This window comes from Arthrobacter sp. M71 S08, from assembly GCF_059089725.1.
In genome coordinates, this window is sequence record NZ_JBNHEY010000004.1 from 54,422 (window position 1) to 74,329 (window position 19,908).

A 19,908-nucleotide genomic window follows, 5' to 3' on the forward strand; every position below is an offset into this window, starting at 1 on the left:
CCTCTAGATCGCCGACCAGTCGAGCACTACCTTGCCGCTGCGCCCGTTGCGCGCAATGGTAAAACCTTCCTGCCAGTCCGACGCCGGCAGCACATCGGTCACCACACTCGTCACAGCGGCGCGCAGCCGGCGGTTGGACTGCAGCATGGCGCTCATGGCGTACCACGTCTCGAACATTTCGCGCCCGTACACGCCCTTCAGGGTGAGCATGTGCGTGACGACTTTAGCCCAGTCGATCGTGATGTCCTGGGACGGCAGTCCGAGCATCGCGATCCGGCCGCCATGGTTCATGTTGTCGATCATTTCGGGCAGCGCGGTGGGATGTCCGGACATTTCAAGTCCGATGTCGAAGCCTTCGACCATGTGCAGTTCGCGCTGCGCCTCGGTGATCCTCATCCGGCTCACGTCTACGGCGAGGTCCACTCCGATGGAACGGGCAAGGGCCAGCCGAGGTTCAGAAACATCCGTGATGGCAATGTTCCGCGCACCGGCGTGGCGGGCGACGGCGATTGCCATCAGCCCGATCGGGCCTGCTCCGGTGATGAGCACGTCCTCGCCCACAAGCGGGAAGCTCAGCGCGGTATGAACGGCGTTTCCGAACGGATCGAACACTGCTCCAAGCTCCGGACTGACGCCGTCGTGGTGCACCCACACGTTGGTCTCGGGAACCACAATGAATTCAGCGAACGCTCCGTCGCGTTGAACACCGACGCTGACGGTCCGGATGCACATCTGGCGGCGCCCGGCACGGCAGTTTCGACAGATACCGCACACAATGTGTCCCTCGCCGGAGACCCGATCCCCCACCCGGACGTCATGCACGCCGTCACCGAGCTCAACCACCTCGCCATAGAACTCGTGCCCGGGAATCAGCGGCGCCTCAATGATGCTCGCCGCCCAGGCGTCCCATGACTCAATGTGCAGGTCCGTCCCGCAGATGCCCGTTGTGATCACGCGGATCTTCACGTCCCCGAGCCCCACGGTGGGTTCGGGTCGATCCACGAACTCGAATCCGGCCTTGGCACCGGGTTTATAGAGCGCCTTCACTCAGGTGTCCTCTCCCTCGAATCGCCGGACGGTGCTTCAGAAGAGTCCTACCGCGCCGCCGTCGTCGTCGACGTCCATGCGCAGCGCTCCCGGCTCCTTGGGCAGGCCGGGCATGGTCATAACAGCGCCCGTCAGGGCGACGATGAAGCCTGCCCCGGTCTTCGGAATCAGGTCGCGCACATGGAGGGTGAAGCCTTCCGGCGCACCCAGCCTCGTGGCGTCGTCGGAAAACGAATATTGCGTCTTCGCCATGCACACCGGCAGCTGATCCCACCCGTTCGCCTTGATTTCCGTCAGCCGGCGCAGGGCGGCTTGAGAGAAGTCGACGTCGGAAGCTCCGTAGATCTCCCGAGCGATAGTTCGGATCTTTTCCTCCACAGGAAGCTCCAATGGGTACAGGTGCCGGAAAGCGCTGGGCGCCCCAAGCGCGGCCATGACTTTCGCAGCGAGATCGTCACCGCCCGGTCCGCCGCCACCCTCACCCCAGATGTCCGCGACGGCGGCGCTGATGCCTTTGGAGTCGCACCACTGCAGCAGCCAGGCGAGTTCTTCATCCGTGTCTGTGGCGAACTTGTTGATCGCCACCACGGGCGTGATTCCGAACTTCTTCACGTTCTCCACGTGCTGCTGGAGATTCACGACGCCGCGCTCCACGGCCGACACATCCGGTTGCCGCAAACCCTCTTTCCCCACTCCGCCGTGCATCTTGAGCGCGCGGATGGTGGCAACCAGTACGACGGCGTCAGGCGCCACCTCCGCTACCCTCGCCTTGATGTCCATGAACTTCTCGGCGCCAAGGTCCGCGCCGAACCCGGCCTCGGTCACCACGATGTCGGCGAGGCTCTGCGCTGTCCTTGTAGCAATGACAGAGTTGCAGCCGTGCGCGATGTTGGCGAACGGACCACCGTGCACGAGGGCAGGCGTGCCGGCAATGGTCTGCACCAGGTTGGGCTTGACCGCGTCTTTCAGCAGAAGCGTGAGCGCTCCCTCGACTCCGAGATCCGCAACGGTGACCGGCTTCCGGTCGTACGTGTAGCCCACGGTCATTGCGGCGAGCCGCCGCCTGAGGTCGGCGAGATCGGTTGCAAGACAGAAGACGGCCATCACTTCCGAGGCGACCGTGATGTCGAACCCGTCCTGGCGCGGGATGCCCTGGCTCAGCCCGCCGAGGCCGATCACTACTTCCCGCAAAGCCCGATCGTTCACGTCAAGCACACGCCTGAACGTAATCCTGCGTGGATCGAGGTCGAGCGGATTGCCCTGGTATAGGGAGTTGTCCACCAGGGCCATCAGCGTGTTGTTGGCACTCGTGATTGCGTGGAAGTCACCGGTGAAATGGAGGTTGATGTCCTCCATCGGCAGCACCTGCGAGTAACCGCCCCCGGTGGCTCCGCCCTTCATCCCCATTACCGGGCCAAGGGAGGGTTCGCGCAGTGCAACCATCACCCGCTGGCCGGCACGAGCCAGCGAGTCCGACAGTCCCACCGTGCAGGTCGATTTACCCTCACCGGCAGGCGTAGGGCTCATGGCGCTGACCAGCACCACCTTTCCGGGCTTCTTGCCCGGGACGTGAGGCAGCCGCAAGATATCGATCTTTGCCTTGTACCGCCCATACAGTTCGAGCGCCTCAGGTGGAATTCCCGCAGCGGCCGCGATCTCCTCAATGGGACGGATGCGTGCTGCTCGTGCGATGTCGAGGTCGGACACAGGGGCGTGGATAGACGTCATCGTCTGAATCCCTCCGGGGTGCTGGCTGGACTATGGGCGGCTCGGGTGTGAGCTCAGGTCCAATCTACCAGCGCAGGCAGCGGCAGCTCCGCCGCGGATTCGAGCTGTCAGGCCAGTCCTGCATGCTCGAGAATGTAGCGGATCATCGGCTCGTACAGGCCCGGGCACAGGTTGTCATCCAGCGGCACCGCGACCTCAAGCTGGCCCTGGGCCTCAGAGACAAACAGGCCCGGGTCATTGCAGTCCGCGAAGCCCAGTGAAGGGATTCCTTCCGATGCGGCATGCCCTGCCCACCCGTGATCGGCCACCACCAGCTGGGGAGGCAGGGCGCCCTGGGATTCGAGGAGTTCGAGGCTGAGCCGCATGGGCTCCGGGTAATGCGTGTGGACCAGGCCGCCGTACTGGTGCCAGGCGAGTACGCCGAAAAGCTGCCGGATGTCGCCGTCCCTGAAGGGTTGTCCCTCCGGAACCTTGACCACTGTGGCACCGCCCCGCTCAGCGGCGGCGGCGAGAGCGGCATGGACGGGCAGCAGGCCAGCGGGATGACCCGTGGCGAAGAGTATGCGGTGGCCGGCGCGAACAGCTTCACCCAACCGGTCGGCGAACCTGTCGAGTGCGGCAACGCACTTGGTGGCCTCGATCGTGTCCTGGCCCTCGAGGTGGCCCCGGTCGGCGCTGGTGCCGACGCGCTCATGCATCAGGTCGAAAACCTCGTCGAACGTCCACTCCCGGGTGAGATGCACCCCGAACTCGAGGTGCTCGTTGCCTTCGAGGAACAGGCGCATATGCCTCAGGTTGTCCTGCCGCGGCGTGGCGACCTTCCCGGTGATGCCTACGGAGTCGAGATAGCTGGCAAGTTCTTCGGCTGCGTTCACCCATCCATCCTAGGCGCACCGCCCGGAGGATCCGGAAAGCCTGTCGAGGTCAGGGAACCGGCGCACCCTCATACTGCTCGACGGCGGTGCGGTAGCTCTGCGCCGTGAACAGCGCGGTCCGCTGCCAGCCGAAGGCGAGCGCATGCACCGCGGCGTTGGTGCCCAACCTGCGGCGCATTCCGCCGTCGTCGTGCAGGGCTTCAAGTGCCGCCGACCACAGGGCGGCGCTGTGCCCATTCACCAGCACGCCGGTCCGGCCGTCGCTGATTGCCTGCGGCAGTCCGCCGACGTTTGCGGCCAGCACGGGAGTACCGCAGGCCTGGGCCTCCAAAGCCACGAGACCGAAGGATTCACTGTAGGAGGGCATGGCTACGACGTCGGCCGCACGGAACCAGTGTGCAAGCTGTTTGGCAAGGACGGGCGGATAAAGCCGGACCACATCATGCAATTCGAGCCGATTGATGAGGGGCTGCAGTTCCAGCGCTTCGGCTCCACTGCCGGACCCGATGATGCTGACCTGCAGCGGGATATCGGGGCGGCGTGCCCGGAGATCGGCGGCGGCCTCAACGAGCAGGTGCGGGCCCTTCAGTTTCTGGATCCGGCCGGCGAAGACCACGTGGAAGACGTCGGGTGGGAAGTGGAGCCGCTCCCGCGAGGCGGGTCGGTCTTGTGCGTTGAAGACGTCAAGGTCCACCCCAGGTGCGACGATGTCGACTTTGTCAGGAGCTGCTCCGTAGAGGGACTCGAGTTCGGCGGCTTCGGTGCTCGTGTTGGCGATGAGCCGATCAGCGCCGTCGACAATCGTCTGTTCGCCGACAATCCGCTCTTCGGGTTCCATCACACCGCCCGCGTGGAGGCGAAGGTTCTTCACCCTGGCCATGGTGTGCATTGAATGGACCAGCGGCAGATTGAGTGACTTGGAGACCATCAGGCCCACGATCCCGGAAACCCAGTAGTGGGAGTGGATGACATCGAAGTGGCCGTCTGCGAGCAAGTCGGTTGCATCCGAGATTGCGTCCGCCATGTCATCGGAGAGCTGTGGCAGTACTTCCTTGGGGACCTTGCGGGTGGGGCCGGCTATGAGGTGCCGCACCAGAACGCCTGGCCCGAGTTCCTCGACGTGCGGTTTTCCGTCGGCGGCCGCCCGCGTGAAGATTTCGACGTCGATGCCAACTTTGGCGAGTTCCAGCGCGACTGAGCGGACATAGACGTTCATGCCGCCGGCATCTCCGCCGCCTGGCTGGTCGAAAGGCGACGTGTGAAGCGACAGCATCGCGACGCGCTTCACGGGGGTCACGAACCCTCCTTCACCATCCATGTTGTGGGCTTTACCTGCGTGTGCCCGTTAACCATGTTTGACCATATAACGCGCATACCAGCCGCTACATTCCGTGACGGTCCGGCGACGTGTAACGGATTGCGGAGCCGTTAAAGGCGGAAGCCCGCGCTGGGAAGCGCGGGCTTCTCTATTGGTAGGACCGATGACTTGCATCAGGGCCTCCTTCGCGGATCGACAGGAAGCGGCACACAGCCGCGCGGACGCACCTGCTACTTGATGTACAGGTGATGCTGCGGCAGTGCATAGGACTGGGCGTTGTCCCAGGCGTTAGCTACGGACGTTTCCTGTATTCGCTTCCAGAAGGACACACTTTCACGGAGTTTCTTGATCACGGCGTTCACCTCCTCCCGCTGTGTGAAGTCAGGCATCACCGCTGCAGAATCAACAGCTTCGATTGGGTGTTCGCCAACCGCGCTGTCGAGGCGTGTGAGGTTGCCGGACATGATGAATTCCCCCTGCGACCGCGGCTGTACAGCGACTTGAGTCGTGGTGCGATCGGTGGAAATGGGGACCGAATGGACCTGCAAATCAGGCATGGATATCTCCTGGGATTTTGATGCGTGAGTTCAAAAAACGCGGGACTAAACCCGGAATTCGTGAAAAGGACACGAAAAAGGGAGGCGGATTCCGCCTGACACACAACGGGTGAAAGAGAGACTTCTCCCAGGAAGGAATTAGGAGAGAAGTGCCGGTTTCAGCAGGAGATCAGTGCGCAGCGACGGCGGAGGCTGGGCGGGTTCGCGCGGCCATCATGCCGCCGAGAAGATTAATCACCGATCCCACCTCCACTTCTATCTAGCGCTTACCTGAACAGTGCAAAACACAGGGAGATTGACAACTCCCAATGGCACCTCTCAAAGTTACCCCACCTGAACCGCCTTCGCCTAGCTCTTTCTGAGAATTCCCTCAAAAAAGTTTCCTGACCGGGAATAACCTGCATCAGCCGGACGAGGCAGGCGCTGACAGGGCTCCTGACTACCGCGAAAAATCAGGAGGACTGAGGCAGGCGCACCACCAGGCCGCGACCGGTCCAACGGATGTCCAGGGCAGCCAGGGTCGCCCACAGGGCGATCAGCGAACCCGTCAGCTCCAGGCCCTCCTCGATCATCGCGATGAATTGATAGAGAAGTCTCGTGCCGGGCAGCGTGAGGTTGTCGGAGAGGCTGACGACGATTCCGCCCAGCATTTCGAAACCGATAGCTCCCAGGAGAAAGACAGCGCCCGCCACGATGAGCCGGCGCCTCAATTGAACGTCGATGCGGCGGGCCACCAGAAGCAGCAGAACGCCGGCAACAAGCGCAAAAGGGATACCAATGACGAGCCAGGTGAAGGTGAAGGGCAGCGACAATCCCATCAAGCGCGCGGCGCTGGCGAATTTCTCGTGGAATAGCGTGGCTTCGTCCACCGACATAAAAGCCGCGGTCACCGCCAGACAGACAAAGGGCACAAAGCTTTTCCCCGCCGAGCGGCGTATCAGGGCATGAAGAGCGAAGGCGGCACTGACGGCAGCTAGCAGCAGGACGGAATACCAGGTCCACACACTGTCCTCGCGCGAGGCATAGGTCATGTCGCGTATAAGAAAGAAGGCCGCGGAAATGCGTCCGCCGCCTTCAAACACGGGCGAAAAGGCATCTATCACCGCTCCTGTGAGGAGGAGGACAGCGCCGATCCCCGCAAGGGCAGCGATCAGCTTCCCGACGACCGTCGAGCGAAAGGGCGCCTGTTTACGGCGGTTGTCCGGGTGCCCCTCGCGCAGTGTGCTCACGATCGCCATAACCTTCCTGAGACTCCGCGCAAGGCCGCAGCAGCGGATACCCACATTGGATTCAAATGTCTCGTGATGAAAGTCCAGCCTAATCGGACATTATGAAGGTGAGTGAGTCCGACGCGGACGTGACGAGAGGAAACAGGTGGGCTCAGAGCGCCTCAGGGAGATTGATGCACTGCGCAGCTTCGCGCTCGGTGGCATCCTCATGGTCAATATCTGGTACTTCGCCGACCCTTTCACCCTCGCCGGAGAAGTCAGCCCGAATCACTCCACGGCTGCCGACCTCGCGGTCCGCTTCGCCGTTGCAGCGCTTTTCGAAGCGAAGTTCTACCTGCTCTTTTCCTTCCTCTTCGGCTACAGCTTTGTTCTGCAGTGGCGAGCCGCCGTAGCAGTGAAAACTTCCCCCGTTCAGCGGTTGCTACGCCGTCTGACAGCGCTTTTGGTCCTCGGTCTGTTGCACGGCGTTCTGGTGTTCTTCGGTGACATCCTGCTGACGTACTCGCTCATGGGGTTCATCCTGCTCGCCACGCACTCGATTCGTACGTCCACGGCAACCATCACGGGCAGCGCGCTGATCGGAGTCCTTGGATCGCTGATTCTGGCGGTGGGCCTTTTTATCGCCGCCGCTCCGACGGGCATCCCGCCCTCCGCAATCACCGTGGACCCCGACGCTCTTGTCGATAGACCGGGATCCGCATTCTCCTCCAATGCCGGCAACTTCCTGGACACCGTTACCGGGGTCGTGTTTCTTCAGGGACCGCTCTCCCTGGCCATGTTCTACCTCGGTCTTGCAGCCGGGAGGTCGAGGCTTCTCGAGCGTCCGCTTTCCGTCCGTGCACTGACGACGACGGCTGCAACCTGCCTGCCCGTCGGACTCATCGCCGGGATAATCCAGGCATATCTGACCACGTATGTGGACGGCGCCCGGTTCAGCGTTCTGGCGTTCGGCATCTCCACCCTCACAGCGCCCCTGCTGACAGCTGGATATGTCAGCCTTCTCCTGCTGTTTTTCCGCACGACGGCGGGAGGCCACCTCTGCGGATTGCTCGCACCTGCCGGGCGCATCGCCCTCACCAACTATCTGATGCAGTCAGTAATCATGGCGCTCGTCTTCACCGCCTACGGGCTACGGCTCTCCGACCAGCTGCCGGCTGCCGCGGTGGCGGGCACCGCCGTCGTCGTTTTCCTTGCCCAGCTGATTTTCAGCAGGATTCTGCTCTCGCGCGTTCGGGTAGGACCGGCCGAGTGGCTGCTGCGCCGGGTGACCTACGGCGGGCACCGTCAACAGTCCCGGCTGAACTAGATGTTCCAGCGAAGGATGGCCGGAGTGCGCTTGTCCCAGCCGAGTGCGCACACCGCAGCCGTGCCGAGGATGAAGCGCCGCCCTTCGATCGGGTCGAACTCCAGCCAGCGCGCCGTGAGGATCCGCAGGAAATGGCCGTGCGCCACGAGCAGTGCGTTGCGGATGGGAGTTGCGTCGGGGTCCTGATCGGCAACTGTTCCGCAGCCGGCCTGAACGCGGGAGATGATCTGGTCTGCCCGGGCACCCACCTGGGCCAGCGTTTCTCCGTTCGGTGCGCCGTCTTTCCAGATCAGGTAACCAGGGTTTTCCTCGCGGACCGTGGCGCTATTGCGGCCCTCGTTGTCGCCGTAATCCCACTCGTGGGCGTGCGGGATTACTTCGGCGTCAGGGAACCCGACCAGTTCAGCGGTGCGCCGGGCACGCTGCAGCGGGGAGGTGAACACCAGATCGAACTCGACGCCGGCCAGCCGGCTCGCAGCTTCCCGTGCCTGCTGCTCACCCGCCGTGGTCAGCGCGAGATCGGTGAGACCGGTGTAGTTGCCGTCACGCGACCATTCCGTCTCACCGTGGCGCAGGAGCCAGAGGTGCGGGAGCGGTGTACCGGCGGCGGTCAGGTCTGCGGCAGCCGCGCCCGATTGGTTCATGAGGCACCCCCGGCAGCTTCGGGTTGACTGGCCCACCAACCGCGCAGCTTCGACTCAGCTTCCTCCGGTGTATGCGGACCGTGCTCCATGCGTTCCTCCAGTAAGAAGCGGTAGGCCCGCCCCACAACCGGCCCCGGCCCGATGTTGAGCAGAGCCATGATTTGTTGTCCATCCAGATCCGGCCGTATCGACGCAAGTTCTTCCTGCTCGGCCAGCGTAGCGATGCGCGCCTCGAGGTCGTCATAGGCGAAGGCCAGCCGCTCGGCCTTGCGACGGTTGCGTGTGGTCACGTCGGACCGGGTCAGGCGGTGCAGACGCTCCAGCTGCGGGCCGGCGTCCGTGACATAGCGGCGGACGGCCGAATCACTCCAGCCTGCCTCCCCATATCCGTAGAAGCGCATGTGCAGTTCCACGAGCCGGGCTACGGCCTTGATGGTGTCGTTGTCGAAACGGAGCGCCTTCATCCGTTTTGCCGTGAGCTTCGCTCCGACGACGTCGTGATGACGGAAGCTGACCGCCCCCGACGGTTCGAAGCGGCGCGTTGCCGGCTTCCCGACGTCGTGCATGAGCGCAGCGAACCGCAGGACGAAGTCCGGGGACGGCACCGCGCCGTCGTCGTCGGTTTCCAGTTCACAAGCCTGCTCCAGCACTGTCAGCGAGTGCTGGTAGACATCCTTGTGCCGGTGGTGCTCGTCCATCTCCAGGCGCAGCGCCGGCACCTCCGGGAGGATATGGTCGGCCAGCCCGGTTGAGACCATGAGGTCCACCCCGCGCCGTGGGTGCGCCCCGTTGATCAGTTTGGTCAGCTCATCGCGGACGCGCTCGGCGGAGATGATAGTGATTCGTTCCGCCATCGCTGTCATTGCCTCCCGTACCTCCGGGGCCACCTCCACTCCCAGCTGGGAAGCGAACCTCGCTGCCCGCATCATGCGGAGCGGATCATCCGAAAACGACGACGACGGCGCGCCCGGAGTGCGCAGCAGGCCGGTGTGGAGGTCCTTCACCCCGCCGTACGGGTCCACGAGCTCCATCGAAGGAAGGCGCAGAGCCATGGCGTTGATCGTGAAATCACGGCGGAGGAGGTCATCCTCCAGGTTGGTGCCGAACGCGACCACCGGCTTACGGGAAGACGGATCGTAAGCCTCCGCCCGATAGGTGGTGACCTCGATGGTGAACGACCCCTTGCGCAGGCCGATCGTGCCGAACTCCCGGCCAATCTCCCAGAACACATCGGCCCAGCGACGGATGACCGCGACTGTCTGATCCGGGTCTGCGTCCGTTGTGAAGTCGAGGTCCGGTGAAGACCGTCCGAGGAAAAGGTCCCTCACCGGGCCGCCAACCAGGGAAAGTTCATGGCCGGCATCAGCGAAGAGCCGACCGAGCTCAGTAACCACAGCCGGAAGCGGGGCGGTCAGCGGGGAGTTTTCCAACAGGTGCACCATAGTTCTTTAAGCGTGCCAGAGATCAGCCCAAACACCATTACGGGTTGTGGTGTGCGGGCCGAATGGCGCAATCGCAGCCGTTCCCGCAGCAACACGCCGAACGTTCTGCGTGGAGACGTCGAAGCCGGGCGCCTCGTCATCATCGCCCCTCAAAGGTAGTTAGAGTGGGGTCATGGACCGTCCCGTTCCGAGCGCCCCAAAGCGCACCCCATTGACAGCGTCACTGGGCAGGACAGGCGCGCCCCTGATCCACCAGACGCTTCCCACTGTGGAGGAAGTATCGGCCGGTGGGATCGTCGTCGACGCCTCGACAGACCTGCTCAACGTGGCGATCATCGCGCGCCTGAACCGCGGTGGGCGGCTCGAATGGTGCCTGCCCAAGGGCCACCCCGAAAACAAGGAAAACAACGAGCAGGCCGCAGTGCGGGAGATCGAAGAGGAAACCGGCATCCGCGGCCGCGTGCTCACCGCACTGGGCAGCATCGACTACTGGTTTACTGTCAGCGGGCACCGCGTCCACAAGACGGTCCATCACTTCCTGCTCGTATCCACGGGCGGGCATCTGACCATTGAGAACGATCCGGATCACGAGGCCGTCGATGTGGCATGGGTGCCGCTCGCGGACCTCGGCCGCAAGCTTTCATTCCCGAATGAGCGCCGCATCGCTGATCTCGCCCGGGAAGTACTGCCGCGGTACCTCTGATCCGGCACTCGTTGCGAGGCTGTGACCGCCCGTTACAGGCACCGGCACGTATTGGTGAGACGATAAGTGACGATGTCTGATACCAATACCGCCTCAATACCGGTCCAGGATGCGGGCGTGGTGCCCAGCCGCCGTCCCACTCCCGCGGGCGATGTTCCGCCCACCGATTCAACAGCACGCTCCAGCGCGATCATGGCTGCGGGCACCCTGGTATCGCGCATACTCGGACTCGTACGTGTTGCCCTCCTCGCGACGGCAATCGGAACAGCCGGTGCGGTGTCGGACCTCTTCCCGGCAGCGAACAACCTGCCGACCTACATCTTTTTGATGATCGCGGGCGGCGTGTTCAACGCCGTGCTGGTGCCGCAGATCATCAGGGCAAGCCAGCAGGAGGACCGGGGCGCGGACTTCGTCAGCCGCCTCATGACACTCTCCGCCGTGGTCCTGTTCATCCTGACGGTGCTGATCACGCTGGCAGCCCCGTTCCTGGCGGATCTGCTCACGAACGTGACAGGGGACGCTCTCGCCCTGACCACCGTCTTCGCCTACTGGTGTCTGCCGCAGATCTTCTTTTACGGCCTCTACTCGATCATCGGGCAAGTCCTCAACGCCAACGGGTCCTTCGGGCCGTACATGTGGGCTCCGGTGGTAAACAACATCGTTTCCATCGGTTTCCTGATCGCCTTCATCACGATGATGGGCGCTGAACGGACCACCAACCACACTCCGGATTCCTGGACCCCCACCCATACGCTCCTGCTTGCAGGGGGAACCACGCTCGGGATCGTCGTCCAGGCGCTGGTCCTGTTCGTGCCCCTTCGTCGTCTGCGTCTTGGTCTCCGGCCACGGTTCGGCTGGCGCGGCGTCGGCCTCGGGAAGACCGGTCGCCTGGCTTCCATCACTATCGTGACCATGCTGATCGGCAATGGCCTCTACATGGTCAACCAGTGGGTGGCCACGATCGCCACCGAGGCACGTACCGAGCTTCCCGACGACGCCTACATCGCCGGTCTCACCAACCTGGACATCGGTTCGCTGGTTTACGTTCTCCCGCACTCGGTCATCGCGTTGTCGGTGGCTACCGTGATGTTCAACCGCCTCGCCGCCGCCCACTCCCAGAACGATATGAAGACCACCAAGGAGACACTGTCGCTCGGCCTGCGCACGATCGGCGTCGCGACCGTCTTCGGTGCAGCCGCCCTCATTACGCTGGCGCCGCCGCTCGGTATGGTCTTCTCCGGCGGAATCCGCGAAGGCGGTGCCCTCAATGCGGTGGTCATCACCCTGCTTGCGGTCGGCGCACCCTTCCTGAGCGCCAACTTCTTCCTGAACAGGGTCTTCTACGCCGCTGAAGACGCGATCACTCCGCTGAAGGTTCAGCTGATCCTCTCTGTTACGGGGGTGGCGCTCGCTCTCACCGCAAGCCTGTTCGAGCCCTCCCTGATCGTGCCGATGCTCGCCCTGAGCTTCACGATCGGCAACATTGTGGCCGTCATAGTCAGCCATGTATTCCTTGTCCGAAAGATCGGTGGATACGGCGCCGGGCATATTTATGACGTCCATGTCCGCCTCACCGTCGCGGGCCTCGTATCAGCAGCCGTAGGAGCAGGTTTGATGTGGTTCTTCGGCGCCTACCAGCCTGACGGGTTCGTCTGGCAGTCGGTGGCGAGCGCCGCCGGCGTACTCTTGATTGCCGGACCGCTGATGGCCGCGGTGTACATCGGAATGCTGAAGGTCCTGCGGATCAACGAGTTGAGCGACTTCCTCGCTCCGCTGCTGTCCCGCTTTCGACGCCGGTAAGCGCCGGCCCGCGCGTACACGCCAGTGAGCCCGGAAGTCACCGGTAGCATTGGTACAAAGTATCCACATCCGGGAGGAATTCGTGCCTGAAGCAGTAGACGTCGGTTCAGTACTGGGCGGCCGATATAAGGTCACCGCCTACGTACTGGCCTCTGCTGAGAAGGACCTGGTGCTGGACGGCGTCGATCAGGTGCTGAATCGGCCGGTCAGCATCCTGATGGCATCGCCCTCCAATGCCAGCCAGGTTGCTACGAGCGCGCGTGAGGTGGCCACCGGCGAACGGGCCGGCCACATCCAGGTCCTTGACCTCGGAATCACCGACGCCGGCACATACCTTGTCACCAACCGCGCCCCAGCCGCGGACCTCCTCGACTTGGTCATCCAGCAGGACGCCCCCTTCATTGAACCGTTTTTCACGGACACACTCGGGTCCGAGATTTTCGGCGTTGCCCGTTCCACGGAACCTGAGACCTACGAGGACGAGGACTACGATCACCACGAGCCGGAGCGGCGTCCTTCGCGCCTCCCCAAGGCACGGATGCCCCGATTCGGACGTGCGGCCGCGGGCGGTGCCGCCACAGGTGGTGCCGCAAGCGCAACGGCAGCATCCGCGCCGTCGGACCCGGGTACTGCACCGCAGGAAATCTCAGCGACCCGCGGAGCCGGCGACAGCGCGAATGTGCCGCCGCCACCGAGCGCCCCTCCCCGTGTAATTGCAGCTGACGAACGGAGCGGGCGTTCCAAAACCTCGACTGTGTCTGAAGATGACGCCCGTTCAGAGGACAGTTCGGCGTCCCAGCGGCCGCCGTCGCGTTTTCCCGCGGCAGCCGCGGCTGGTGGAGCCACAGCAGCCGGCACCCAGTTCAACGACGACGACCCCTACGACGACTACGCCGATGATGAGGACCGGGAAAACAACCCCCGCTTCACGCGGCTGCTCGTGGGTATTGTCCTCGCCCTCGTGATAGTCGGCGCGGTCGTATTCGCTGTCAGCCAGCTGCGGCCCATCTTCGATCAGCCTGTCGCCAATGAAACCACGGCGGCGGAGAGCACCGTTGAGCCGACGGAAAGCGTGGATGCCTCGCCGTCCCCTGTCGATGATGCAACACCGGAACCGGAGCTTGTGGATCCTGTGGCGTCGAACGTCATTCGCCTCGTGCCCGACAACCCAGAGCTCAACTCACAGACCGATGGCGACCTCGGGGCGATCATCGATGGCAACCCTGCAAGCTTCTGGGGAAGCCTCGTATACGCCAACGAGACCTTCGGTGGACTGGCGCAAAACCTTGCCCTGGTGGTTGAACTGGAGGAGCCGTCGAACATCTCCGAAGTCCAGATCGAGCAGCTTAATAGCTCCGGCGGCAGTTTCACGGTGCTCCTGAACGATGAGCCGACCCTTGAGGGCGCCACCCAGGTCGCGCAGTCAGGGTTCACCGGCCCCTCTGTGACGTTCAACGTCCCCGAGGTCGACGGCGCTCCTCCCACAGCGCAGTATGTAATCGTCAACTTCACCCAGCTACCCCGTCTCTCCAACGTTCAGGCGCAGTACCCCTGGGGCATGCGAATCGCTGAGATCAACGTCTCCTAGCGTCTGTGCGCGACTCGTCTGCCGCACGGAATAACCAGTGTTGGAAGGTCGTTGTTGCAATTGATCGCGATCGGACTGGATGGTTCGAGCGTTCTCACCGATAGAAAGGTCCATTCAACCCGTGAGCACTGAGAAAGAAGTCGGCAGCAATGCATCCGGCGATATCCGCGACGTCATCATCGTCGGGTCCGGTCCGGCCGGCTACACAGCCGCCGTCTACACCGCCCGCGCCAACCTTTCACCTCTGCTGATCGCCAGCTCCGTCACCGCAGGCGGAGAACTGATGAACACCACTGATGTCGAGAACTATCCCGGATTCCCTGAGGGGGTCATGGGCCCGGACCTCATGGAGAACTTCGAGAAGCAGGCTGCGCGTTTCGGCACAGAGATTCTCTTCGAAGACGTTACGTCCGTGGACCTCACCGGAGATATCAAGACCGTAACCATCGGGACCGGCCAGAGGTTCCAGGCACGCGCGGTCATTATTTCGACCGGTTCGGCTTACCGTGAGCTAGGGCTCCAAGATGAGAAGAGACTGTCCGGGCATGGGGTGAGCTGGTGCGCCACCTGCGACGGCTTCTTCTTCAAGGACCAGGACATCGCTGTTATCGGTGGAGGCGACTCTGCCATGGAGGAGGCGCTTTTCCTGACCAAGTTCGCCCGGTCCGTCACTGTAGTGCATCGTCGGGATTCACTTCGTGCCTCGCGAATCATGCAAGACCGCGCACTGGCCCACGAGAAGATTCGGTTCGAGTGGAATGCGGAGGTGACTGCCATTCACGGTTCCGACAAGGTCACCGGGCTGACCCTCTCCAGCACGGTTGACGGCTCCACCAGGGAGCTCCTCGTTACGGGTGTATTTGTGGCGATCGGAAACGATCCCCGGATAGACCTCGTGAAGGAACAGCTGAAGCTCACTGAAGAGGGGACGATCGCCGTCCTTGGTCGGACTTCCAAGACATCCCTGCCGGGCGTCTTCGCTGCTGGTGACGTGATCGACCCGACTTACCGCCAAGCCATTACCGCAGCTGGCTCAGGCTGTGTTGCCGCTATCGACGTAGAACACTACCTTGCCGACCTCGGGGATGCTGTAGACACGGCTGCTGAAGTACCAACGCCAGTGTCCGAAGAAGTGTCCGAGACGGCTGCCGTTTAACCTCGCGAAGGAGTAAAAAAATATGAGCAACGCCAAGGAAGTAACGGATACAACGTTCGAAGCGGATGTACTCAACGCTTCGAAACCCGTAATGGTTGATTTCTGGGCCGAGTGGTGCGGCCCCTGCCGCAAACTCTCGCCGATCCTCGACGACATTGCCTCTGAGCACTCAGAGAAGATCGATGTCGTAAAGCTAAATGTCGATGATAATCCGGCTACCGCTGCGAAGTACGGAATTACCTCCATCCCAGCGGTCTACGTCTTCAAGGACGGCGAGGTGGCTGCAACCTCCATTGGGGCGAAACCGAAGCAGGTGCTGGAGCAGGAGTTCGCTCAGTTCCTCTAAAGAGTAGCCAGAGCAGACAAGGCCGGGCCGCCCTCCAGGCGGCTCGGCCTTTCCTATGCACTGAAGGGGGAGGCCGTTTCACGTGAAACGCGGTCGTTGAGTTTCCCGGGCGGTTGGCCGGTTTGTCCCGTAATGCCGATGGTTGAGGGTCGGTAGGGCGGATAGGTGATCTGCGACCGCTTACTCGGTGTGACTTCGGTCAGATGAGATCGATAGCCTAAGAGGCTGACGAACCCTCTACGCGAATCCGACCTAGCGGATTGCAGATCGGAAGTATTCGCCGTTAGAGTCACGCTCGGTCAGCTATCAGAGGTACCGCTAATCAACCGCGGCAGACCTAATCTGGGTTTCAGATGCTCCGTTATTCCCACTCGTTACCACCGCATACCTTCAGGAGCGACAGCACTACAGAACAGCGGCTAGATTCTTACCGCCGTGTCACAGACCCGCGTGACTGACCCTGGACACGGTTTCACGTGAAACACCCATCAGGCCGTTCGCCCGGCAGGGCGCGGATCCAAAAAACGCGCCCTGACGCTCTCTATACCGGGGAGGCGCCGCGTTGAGCTCCAGAGTAGGCTCATAAAATCCCCACATCGCATCCATACCATCCGGACCCTGCAATAACTCACACTGACGAGCCCGCGCTAGAGGCCTTGCAGGGGTATAGGATACACAGCGCGCAAACCACGGTCACGACTCACAGCATCGATACTCCCTCCCTGGGAGCGAGGGTACCAAGTTCCACTTCCTGTTCCGCAGGTCCGAACCGAGGGCACCCCGGCTGCACCGGAGGAACCACGTCCTTGTTTCACGTGAAACTGTCCGGCCGCCGGCTCACCTCTTCAACCATCCTCGGGACTGTCAGAAGATTAGGGCTGCCCTACTGACGGCAGTGAGTACCTAATACAGCTCTCGAGTCCCTACAAGCAGGACAGGAAGTGCTGGCAACCGTAGAGCTGACAGCCGATGGGCCGAGCCAACCCCTTGCTCTCGCGCCCGAGATCACGCCTAAGTTTCACCTCAGATGCGCCCTTGAGCAACCTCAGCGAGGCCTAGGTATCCGGGCCTAAGGGCTCACATATGTTCCGGGTGCCCGCCACCCGTTGTAGCGCCACAAATGACCACCGTCCGCCGCAACCGATTCCCGCACGGCGCCAGCGGCGGCACTTGCGCCTCTCGCGCCGTGACCAAGGAACCGTTCGCTCAGCGAGCGGGTTGCCCAGGGCATCACAGATCCGCCAGTACGGACAGTTTCACGTGAAACATCTAAACGTAGGGTGGAAATATGCGCCCGCGCAAGCCGCCCAGGCGAGCCAACCGTCTTGCGGACGCCAGGTCAACGATGCCACCCTTCCCGATGGCTGCTCTGCGCCCCAGTAGAACTCGTCCGCCACTCGTTGCAGTGAGTAAAAGACACCCTCCATACCCGCCCTTCTCGTGCACACTCCAGGAGCGGTGCGTGTACGTTTCACGTGAAACATTCCAGCGTCGGGTGATACGTTTCGGACCAACTTGGCAGAAGCAGATCAGCTCCCCGTGGTCGTTTTTCTTCCCAGCTTTGTGCTGGAGCTGCCGATTCTTACGAAGACGTAGCCGTGGGCTAGGTGCAACCTCGCTCCAAGAAATCACGAAAACCGAGGTCCCAGATTCGACTTACGACAGCTGGGCCTTATAGCGGAGGTCCGCGCGTTGACGTTTCACGTGAAACAGCTGTCTATGGGCGAAGTCGGACCACGCGGTTCCTCAGACGGCAGAAGGACAAAGCCCTTCGCCGGTCCCTAGCCAGTTCGGCATAGACTCCTCCCCAAAGGGTGACGACAGCAAGCCTAACGCGGTGTGCGGGAAGGGGGTGCAGGGGCCAAACCCTTCCCGCACGGCTCATATCGCTACGGCGCTACGGTTGAAACCGATAGGTCCTGCTCGTGCTTGTTCGTCGGATTGCTGACAGCGGGAGGGAGTCGGTCTTCTCCCGCTCGGGGGCCTGGCGCATCGGCGAGCGGGATGATGAAGCTAGACGGAAGAACCCACCATACTAGCCGTTTCACGTGAAACGGCTAGTATGCGCTTTAAGAAGCTGGCGGGCGAAACGAGCGTCCGTAGGGGATCAATGTATTCCCGACTATAGGAAGCGTTCTTAGACGCACACCACCACACCATCGAACCCGAAGGCTACGCGATTCAACGATCCATGAACGCCGGGCTGATATTCCCCAGTGAACGGGGCGGTCCACCGTATGAACAAGGTTAGCGGGGGCTTGGCCCACCCTGCCAACTCAACGATCTATGCGAGTGGCTCGAGCGACTGTGGGAAATGGCATGACCTGCATCGCACGTTAGGTAAGAGCGGACACCGCGCCATTGACGGAGTCACAGGGCTGGAGGGCTCAGTCGTTCAGGCATCCAATGCCGTTTCACGTGAAACCGCCAACGTGCCAAGCACTATCCCTCAAAAGTGCCGCACCGGCAACGGCGGATCACGCGTCCCAGTGCCGCCCTGCGTCGTACATCTTGACGACAACGAACAGATACAACTCATATGGGACTAGCAACCGTCATCGACCGCATTGGGCTGCGTGGGCAAGCAGTTGCGGCGTTGCGAGGATGGCCGACCATCACTCCGCGGTCGGGTCAAGGAAATCAGCTCAACGGGTCCTTTAACCGACACAGACGACTCGATGATGAGACAATGGCGGCATGAGCTCTGGATTCAGCAGCTACACCAAGGGCTGAATGCGGTGCCGTTTCACGTGAAACGGCCCAAAGACCTAGGAGGTGGGAGCGAGAACTCCCATAATCCGGTTCAGATCATCGACGCTGGCGAACTCGATGCTCACCCGCCCCTTCTTCGCGCCAAGTGTAATTTTGACATTCGTATCCAGGCGATCCGATAGCGAAGTAGCAAGGTAGTCGAGTCGTTCATGCCTAGCGCCAGCCCGGGGCGTCGTTGGCTTCCCCGGCCGACGCAAGCCGTCACTCATGGCAACAATCTCTTCGGTGGACCGAACGGAAAGTCCCTCCGCAACGATGCGCTGTGCGAGCTTTTCCATCTCGGCAGGATCGGAGAGGCCAAGTAGCGCTCGGGCATGACCCGCGCTCAGGACGCCCGCAGCGAGCCGGCGCTGCACCAGGGGCGGCAACTTCATCAGCCTCAATGTATTCGAGATCTGCGGACGCGACCGGCCGATGCGCGCGGCGAGCTCTTCCTGAGAACACCCGAAATCTTCCAGGAGCTGCTGGTACGCGGCGGCTTCCTCAAGCGGATTCAGTTGACTACGGTGGAGATTCTCGAGGAGGGCGTCCCTCAGCAAATCGTCGTCAGTGGTATCGCGGATAATTGCAGGGACCGAGTCCAAGCCGGCTTCCCTTGACGCTCGCCAGCGGCGCTCACCCATAACGAGCTCGTAAGTCTGTTCACCCCCCTCGGAGGAGGCACGAACGACTACGGGCTGCAGCACGCCGATCTCGCGAACGGAATGGACCAGCTCGGCCATCTCGTCTTCGTCGAAGACCGTACGAGGTTGCTTTCGATTGGGATGTATCGAGTCAATCGGAAGTTCCGCGAAACGTGCGCCCGGTACTTCCTGTAGCGTTTCACGTGAAACAGGCACATCCGCATCTTCGACGGGATCCTCGTCGCCGCCGCTCTCCAGTGCACCACCCGGTTCGACCCCATCAGAATCGCTAACCTCGTCTTCGGGCACTACCTCAGCTGGGACCAGCACCGCCGCCGTGGGACTTTCGAGCTCTTCTACCGCTGGCGTAACTGCTGGCGACGACTCCTTCTCAAGCTCACCAGCCGCTTCATCCGCGGATACATCGGTCACCGCCTCTACCTTTGCCTCTTGGACCTTGGCTGCCGTGGCCCGCTTCCTTGCCGCCTGGTTTCGCCCGTTTGTCCTTTTCGCGGGGGCGGTGAGCGCCTCCTTATTTATGGAAGACTTCTTTGTCGGACTTGAGGACTGTACTGACTGGTTTCCGTCATCCCCCTCAGCTGTTCCGCCGTTGGAACCGGCCGACGGGAAGAAGAGGTCTACGGGGCGGCCCCTCTCCGCAACTCTGGTGCCTACGCTGTTTGTGGATTCATCCTGCTGCTCCGCGCTGCTCGGGATGAGCGCGCCAAGTCCTCGACCTAGACCTCTACGCTTCTCAGGCATGAAACGGTTCCT

General features: G+C 62.2%; 15 protein-coding genes. 6 read left to right on the forward strand and 9 right to left on the reverse strand.

Annotation, left to right across the window (positions count from 1 at the left end; all coding sequences use genetic code 11):
* Positions 1–3 precede the first annotated feature (3 nt).
* From tdh to AC5RTB_RS09915, 6 genes are all read right to left on the reverse strand, one after another.
* The gene (tdh, locus tag AC5RTB_RS09890; RefSeq protein ID WP_494060902.1) at positions 4–1,047 is read right to left on the reverse strand and encodes an L-threonine 3-dehydrogenase; all 1,044 of its coding nucleotides are present in this window, start codon (positions 1,045–1,047) and stop codon (positions 4–6) included.
* 36 nt (positions 1,048–1,083) lie between these two features.
* Entirely contained in the window at positions 1,084–2,775 is a 1,692-nt protein-coding gene (locus tag AC5RTB_RS09895; protein ID WP_494060903.1) for a formate--tetrahydrofolate ligase, read from the reverse strand.
* A 107-nt stretch (positions 2,776–2,882) separates the two neighbouring features.
* Positions 2,883–3,650: a phosphatase gene (locus tag AC5RTB_RS09900; RefSeq protein WP_494060904.1), complete on the reverse strand. Its 768-nt coding sequence runs from the start codon at positions 3,648–3,650 to the stop codon at positions 2,883–2,885.
* 49 nt (positions 3,651–3,699) lie between these two features.
* Positions 3,700–4,947: a D-inositol-3-phosphate glycosyltransferase gene (gene mshA, locus AC5RTB_RS09905; protein ID WP_494060905.1), complete on the reverse strand. Its 1,248-nt coding sequence runs from the start codon at positions 4,945–4,947 to the stop codon at positions 3,700–3,702.
* 251 nt (positions 4,948–5,198) lie between these two features.
* Positions 5,199–5,525, reverse strand: a complete 327-nt coding sequence (locus AC5RTB_RS09910; RefSeq protein ID WP_494060906.1) for a hypothetical protein — start codon at positions 5,523–5,525, stop codon at positions 5,199–5,201.
* 452 nt (positions 5,526–5,977) lie between these two features.
* On the reverse strand, positions 5,978–6,763 hold the full coding sequence (locus AC5RTB_RS09915; RefSeq protein ID WP_494060907.1) for a DUF8692 domain-containing protein: 786 nt from the start codon (positions 6,761–6,763) through the stop codon (positions 5,978–5,980).
* 136 nt (positions 6,764–6,899) lie between these two features.
* On the opposite strand from AC5RTB_RS09915, the gene AC5RTB_RS09920 reads away from it, so the two are divergent.
* A complete protein-coding gene (locus AC5RTB_RS09920; RefSeq protein WP_494060908.1) occupies positions 6,900–8,060 on the forward strand; it encodes a DUF418 domain-containing protein in 1,161 nt (386 codons plus the stop codon).
* Here AC5RTB_RS09920 and AC5RTB_RS09925 read toward each other — a convergent pair.
* On the reverse strand, positions 8,057–8,704 hold the full coding sequence (locus AC5RTB_RS09925; RefSeq protein WP_494060909.1) for a histidine phosphatase family protein: 648 nt from the start codon (positions 8,702–8,704) through the stop codon (positions 8,057–8,059). The genes AC5RTB_RS09920 and AC5RTB_RS09925 overlap by 4 nt on opposite strands.
* Entirely contained in the window at positions 8,701–10,146 is a 1,446-nt protein-coding gene (locus AC5RTB_RS09930; RefSeq protein WP_494060910.1) for a CCA tRNA nucleotidyltransferase, read from the reverse strand. Before AC5RTB_RS09930 ends, AC5RTB_RS09925 begins: the two co-directional genes overlap by 4 nt.
* A gap of 172 nt (positions 10,147–10,318) precedes the next feature.
* On the opposite strand from AC5RTB_RS09930, the gene AC5RTB_RS09935 reads away from it, so the two are divergent.
* The 5 genes from AC5RTB_RS09935 (at position 10,319) to trxA (ending at position 15,739) form a co-directional block, all read left to right on the forward strand.
* Positions 10,319–10,849: an NUDIX hydrolase gene (locus AC5RTB_RS09935; protein ID WP_494060911.1), complete on the forward strand. Its 531-nt coding sequence runs from the start codon at positions 10,319–10,321 to the stop codon at positions 10,847–10,849.
* A 72-nt stretch (positions 10,850–10,921) separates the two neighbouring features.
* Entirely contained in the window at positions 10,922–12,649 is a 1,728-nt protein-coding gene (gene murJ / locus AC5RTB_RS09940; protein WP_494060912.1) for a murein biosynthesis integral membrane protein MurJ, read from the forward strand.
* Between the two features lie 82 nt (positions 12,650–12,731).
* Positions 12,732–14,237 carry an ABC transporter substrate-binding protein gene (locus AC5RTB_RS09945; RefSeq protein ID WP_494060913.1) on the forward strand — a complete coding sequence of 502 codons (1,506 nt, stop codon included), beginning with the start codon at positions 12,732–12,734 and terminating at the stop codon, positions 14,235–14,237.
* A 163-nt stretch (positions 14,238–14,400) separates the two neighbouring features.
* On the forward strand, positions 14,401–15,393 hold the full coding sequence (trxB, locus tag AC5RTB_RS09950; protein WP_494061177.1) for a thioredoxin-disulfide reductase: 993 nt from the start codon (positions 14,401–14,403) through the stop codon (positions 15,391–15,393).
* Positions 15,394–15,415: 22 nt separating this feature from the next.
* Positions 15,416–15,739 (forward strand): thioredoxin, encoded by a 324-nt coding sequence (gene trxA / locus AC5RTB_RS09955; protein ID WP_490891015.1) that lies wholly within the window; start codon positions 15,416–15,418, stop codon positions 15,737–15,739.
* A 2,768-nt stretch (positions 15,740–18,507) separates the two neighbouring features.
* Here trxA and AC5RTB_RS09960 read toward each other — a convergent pair.
* Positions 18,508–19,566, reverse strand: a complete 1,059-nt coding sequence (locus tag AC5RTB_RS09960; protein ID WP_494060914.1) for a ParB/RepB/Spo0J family partition protein — start codon at positions 19,564–19,566, stop codon at positions 18,508–18,510.
* Between the last annotated feature and the right edge of the window lie 342 nt (positions 19,567–19,908).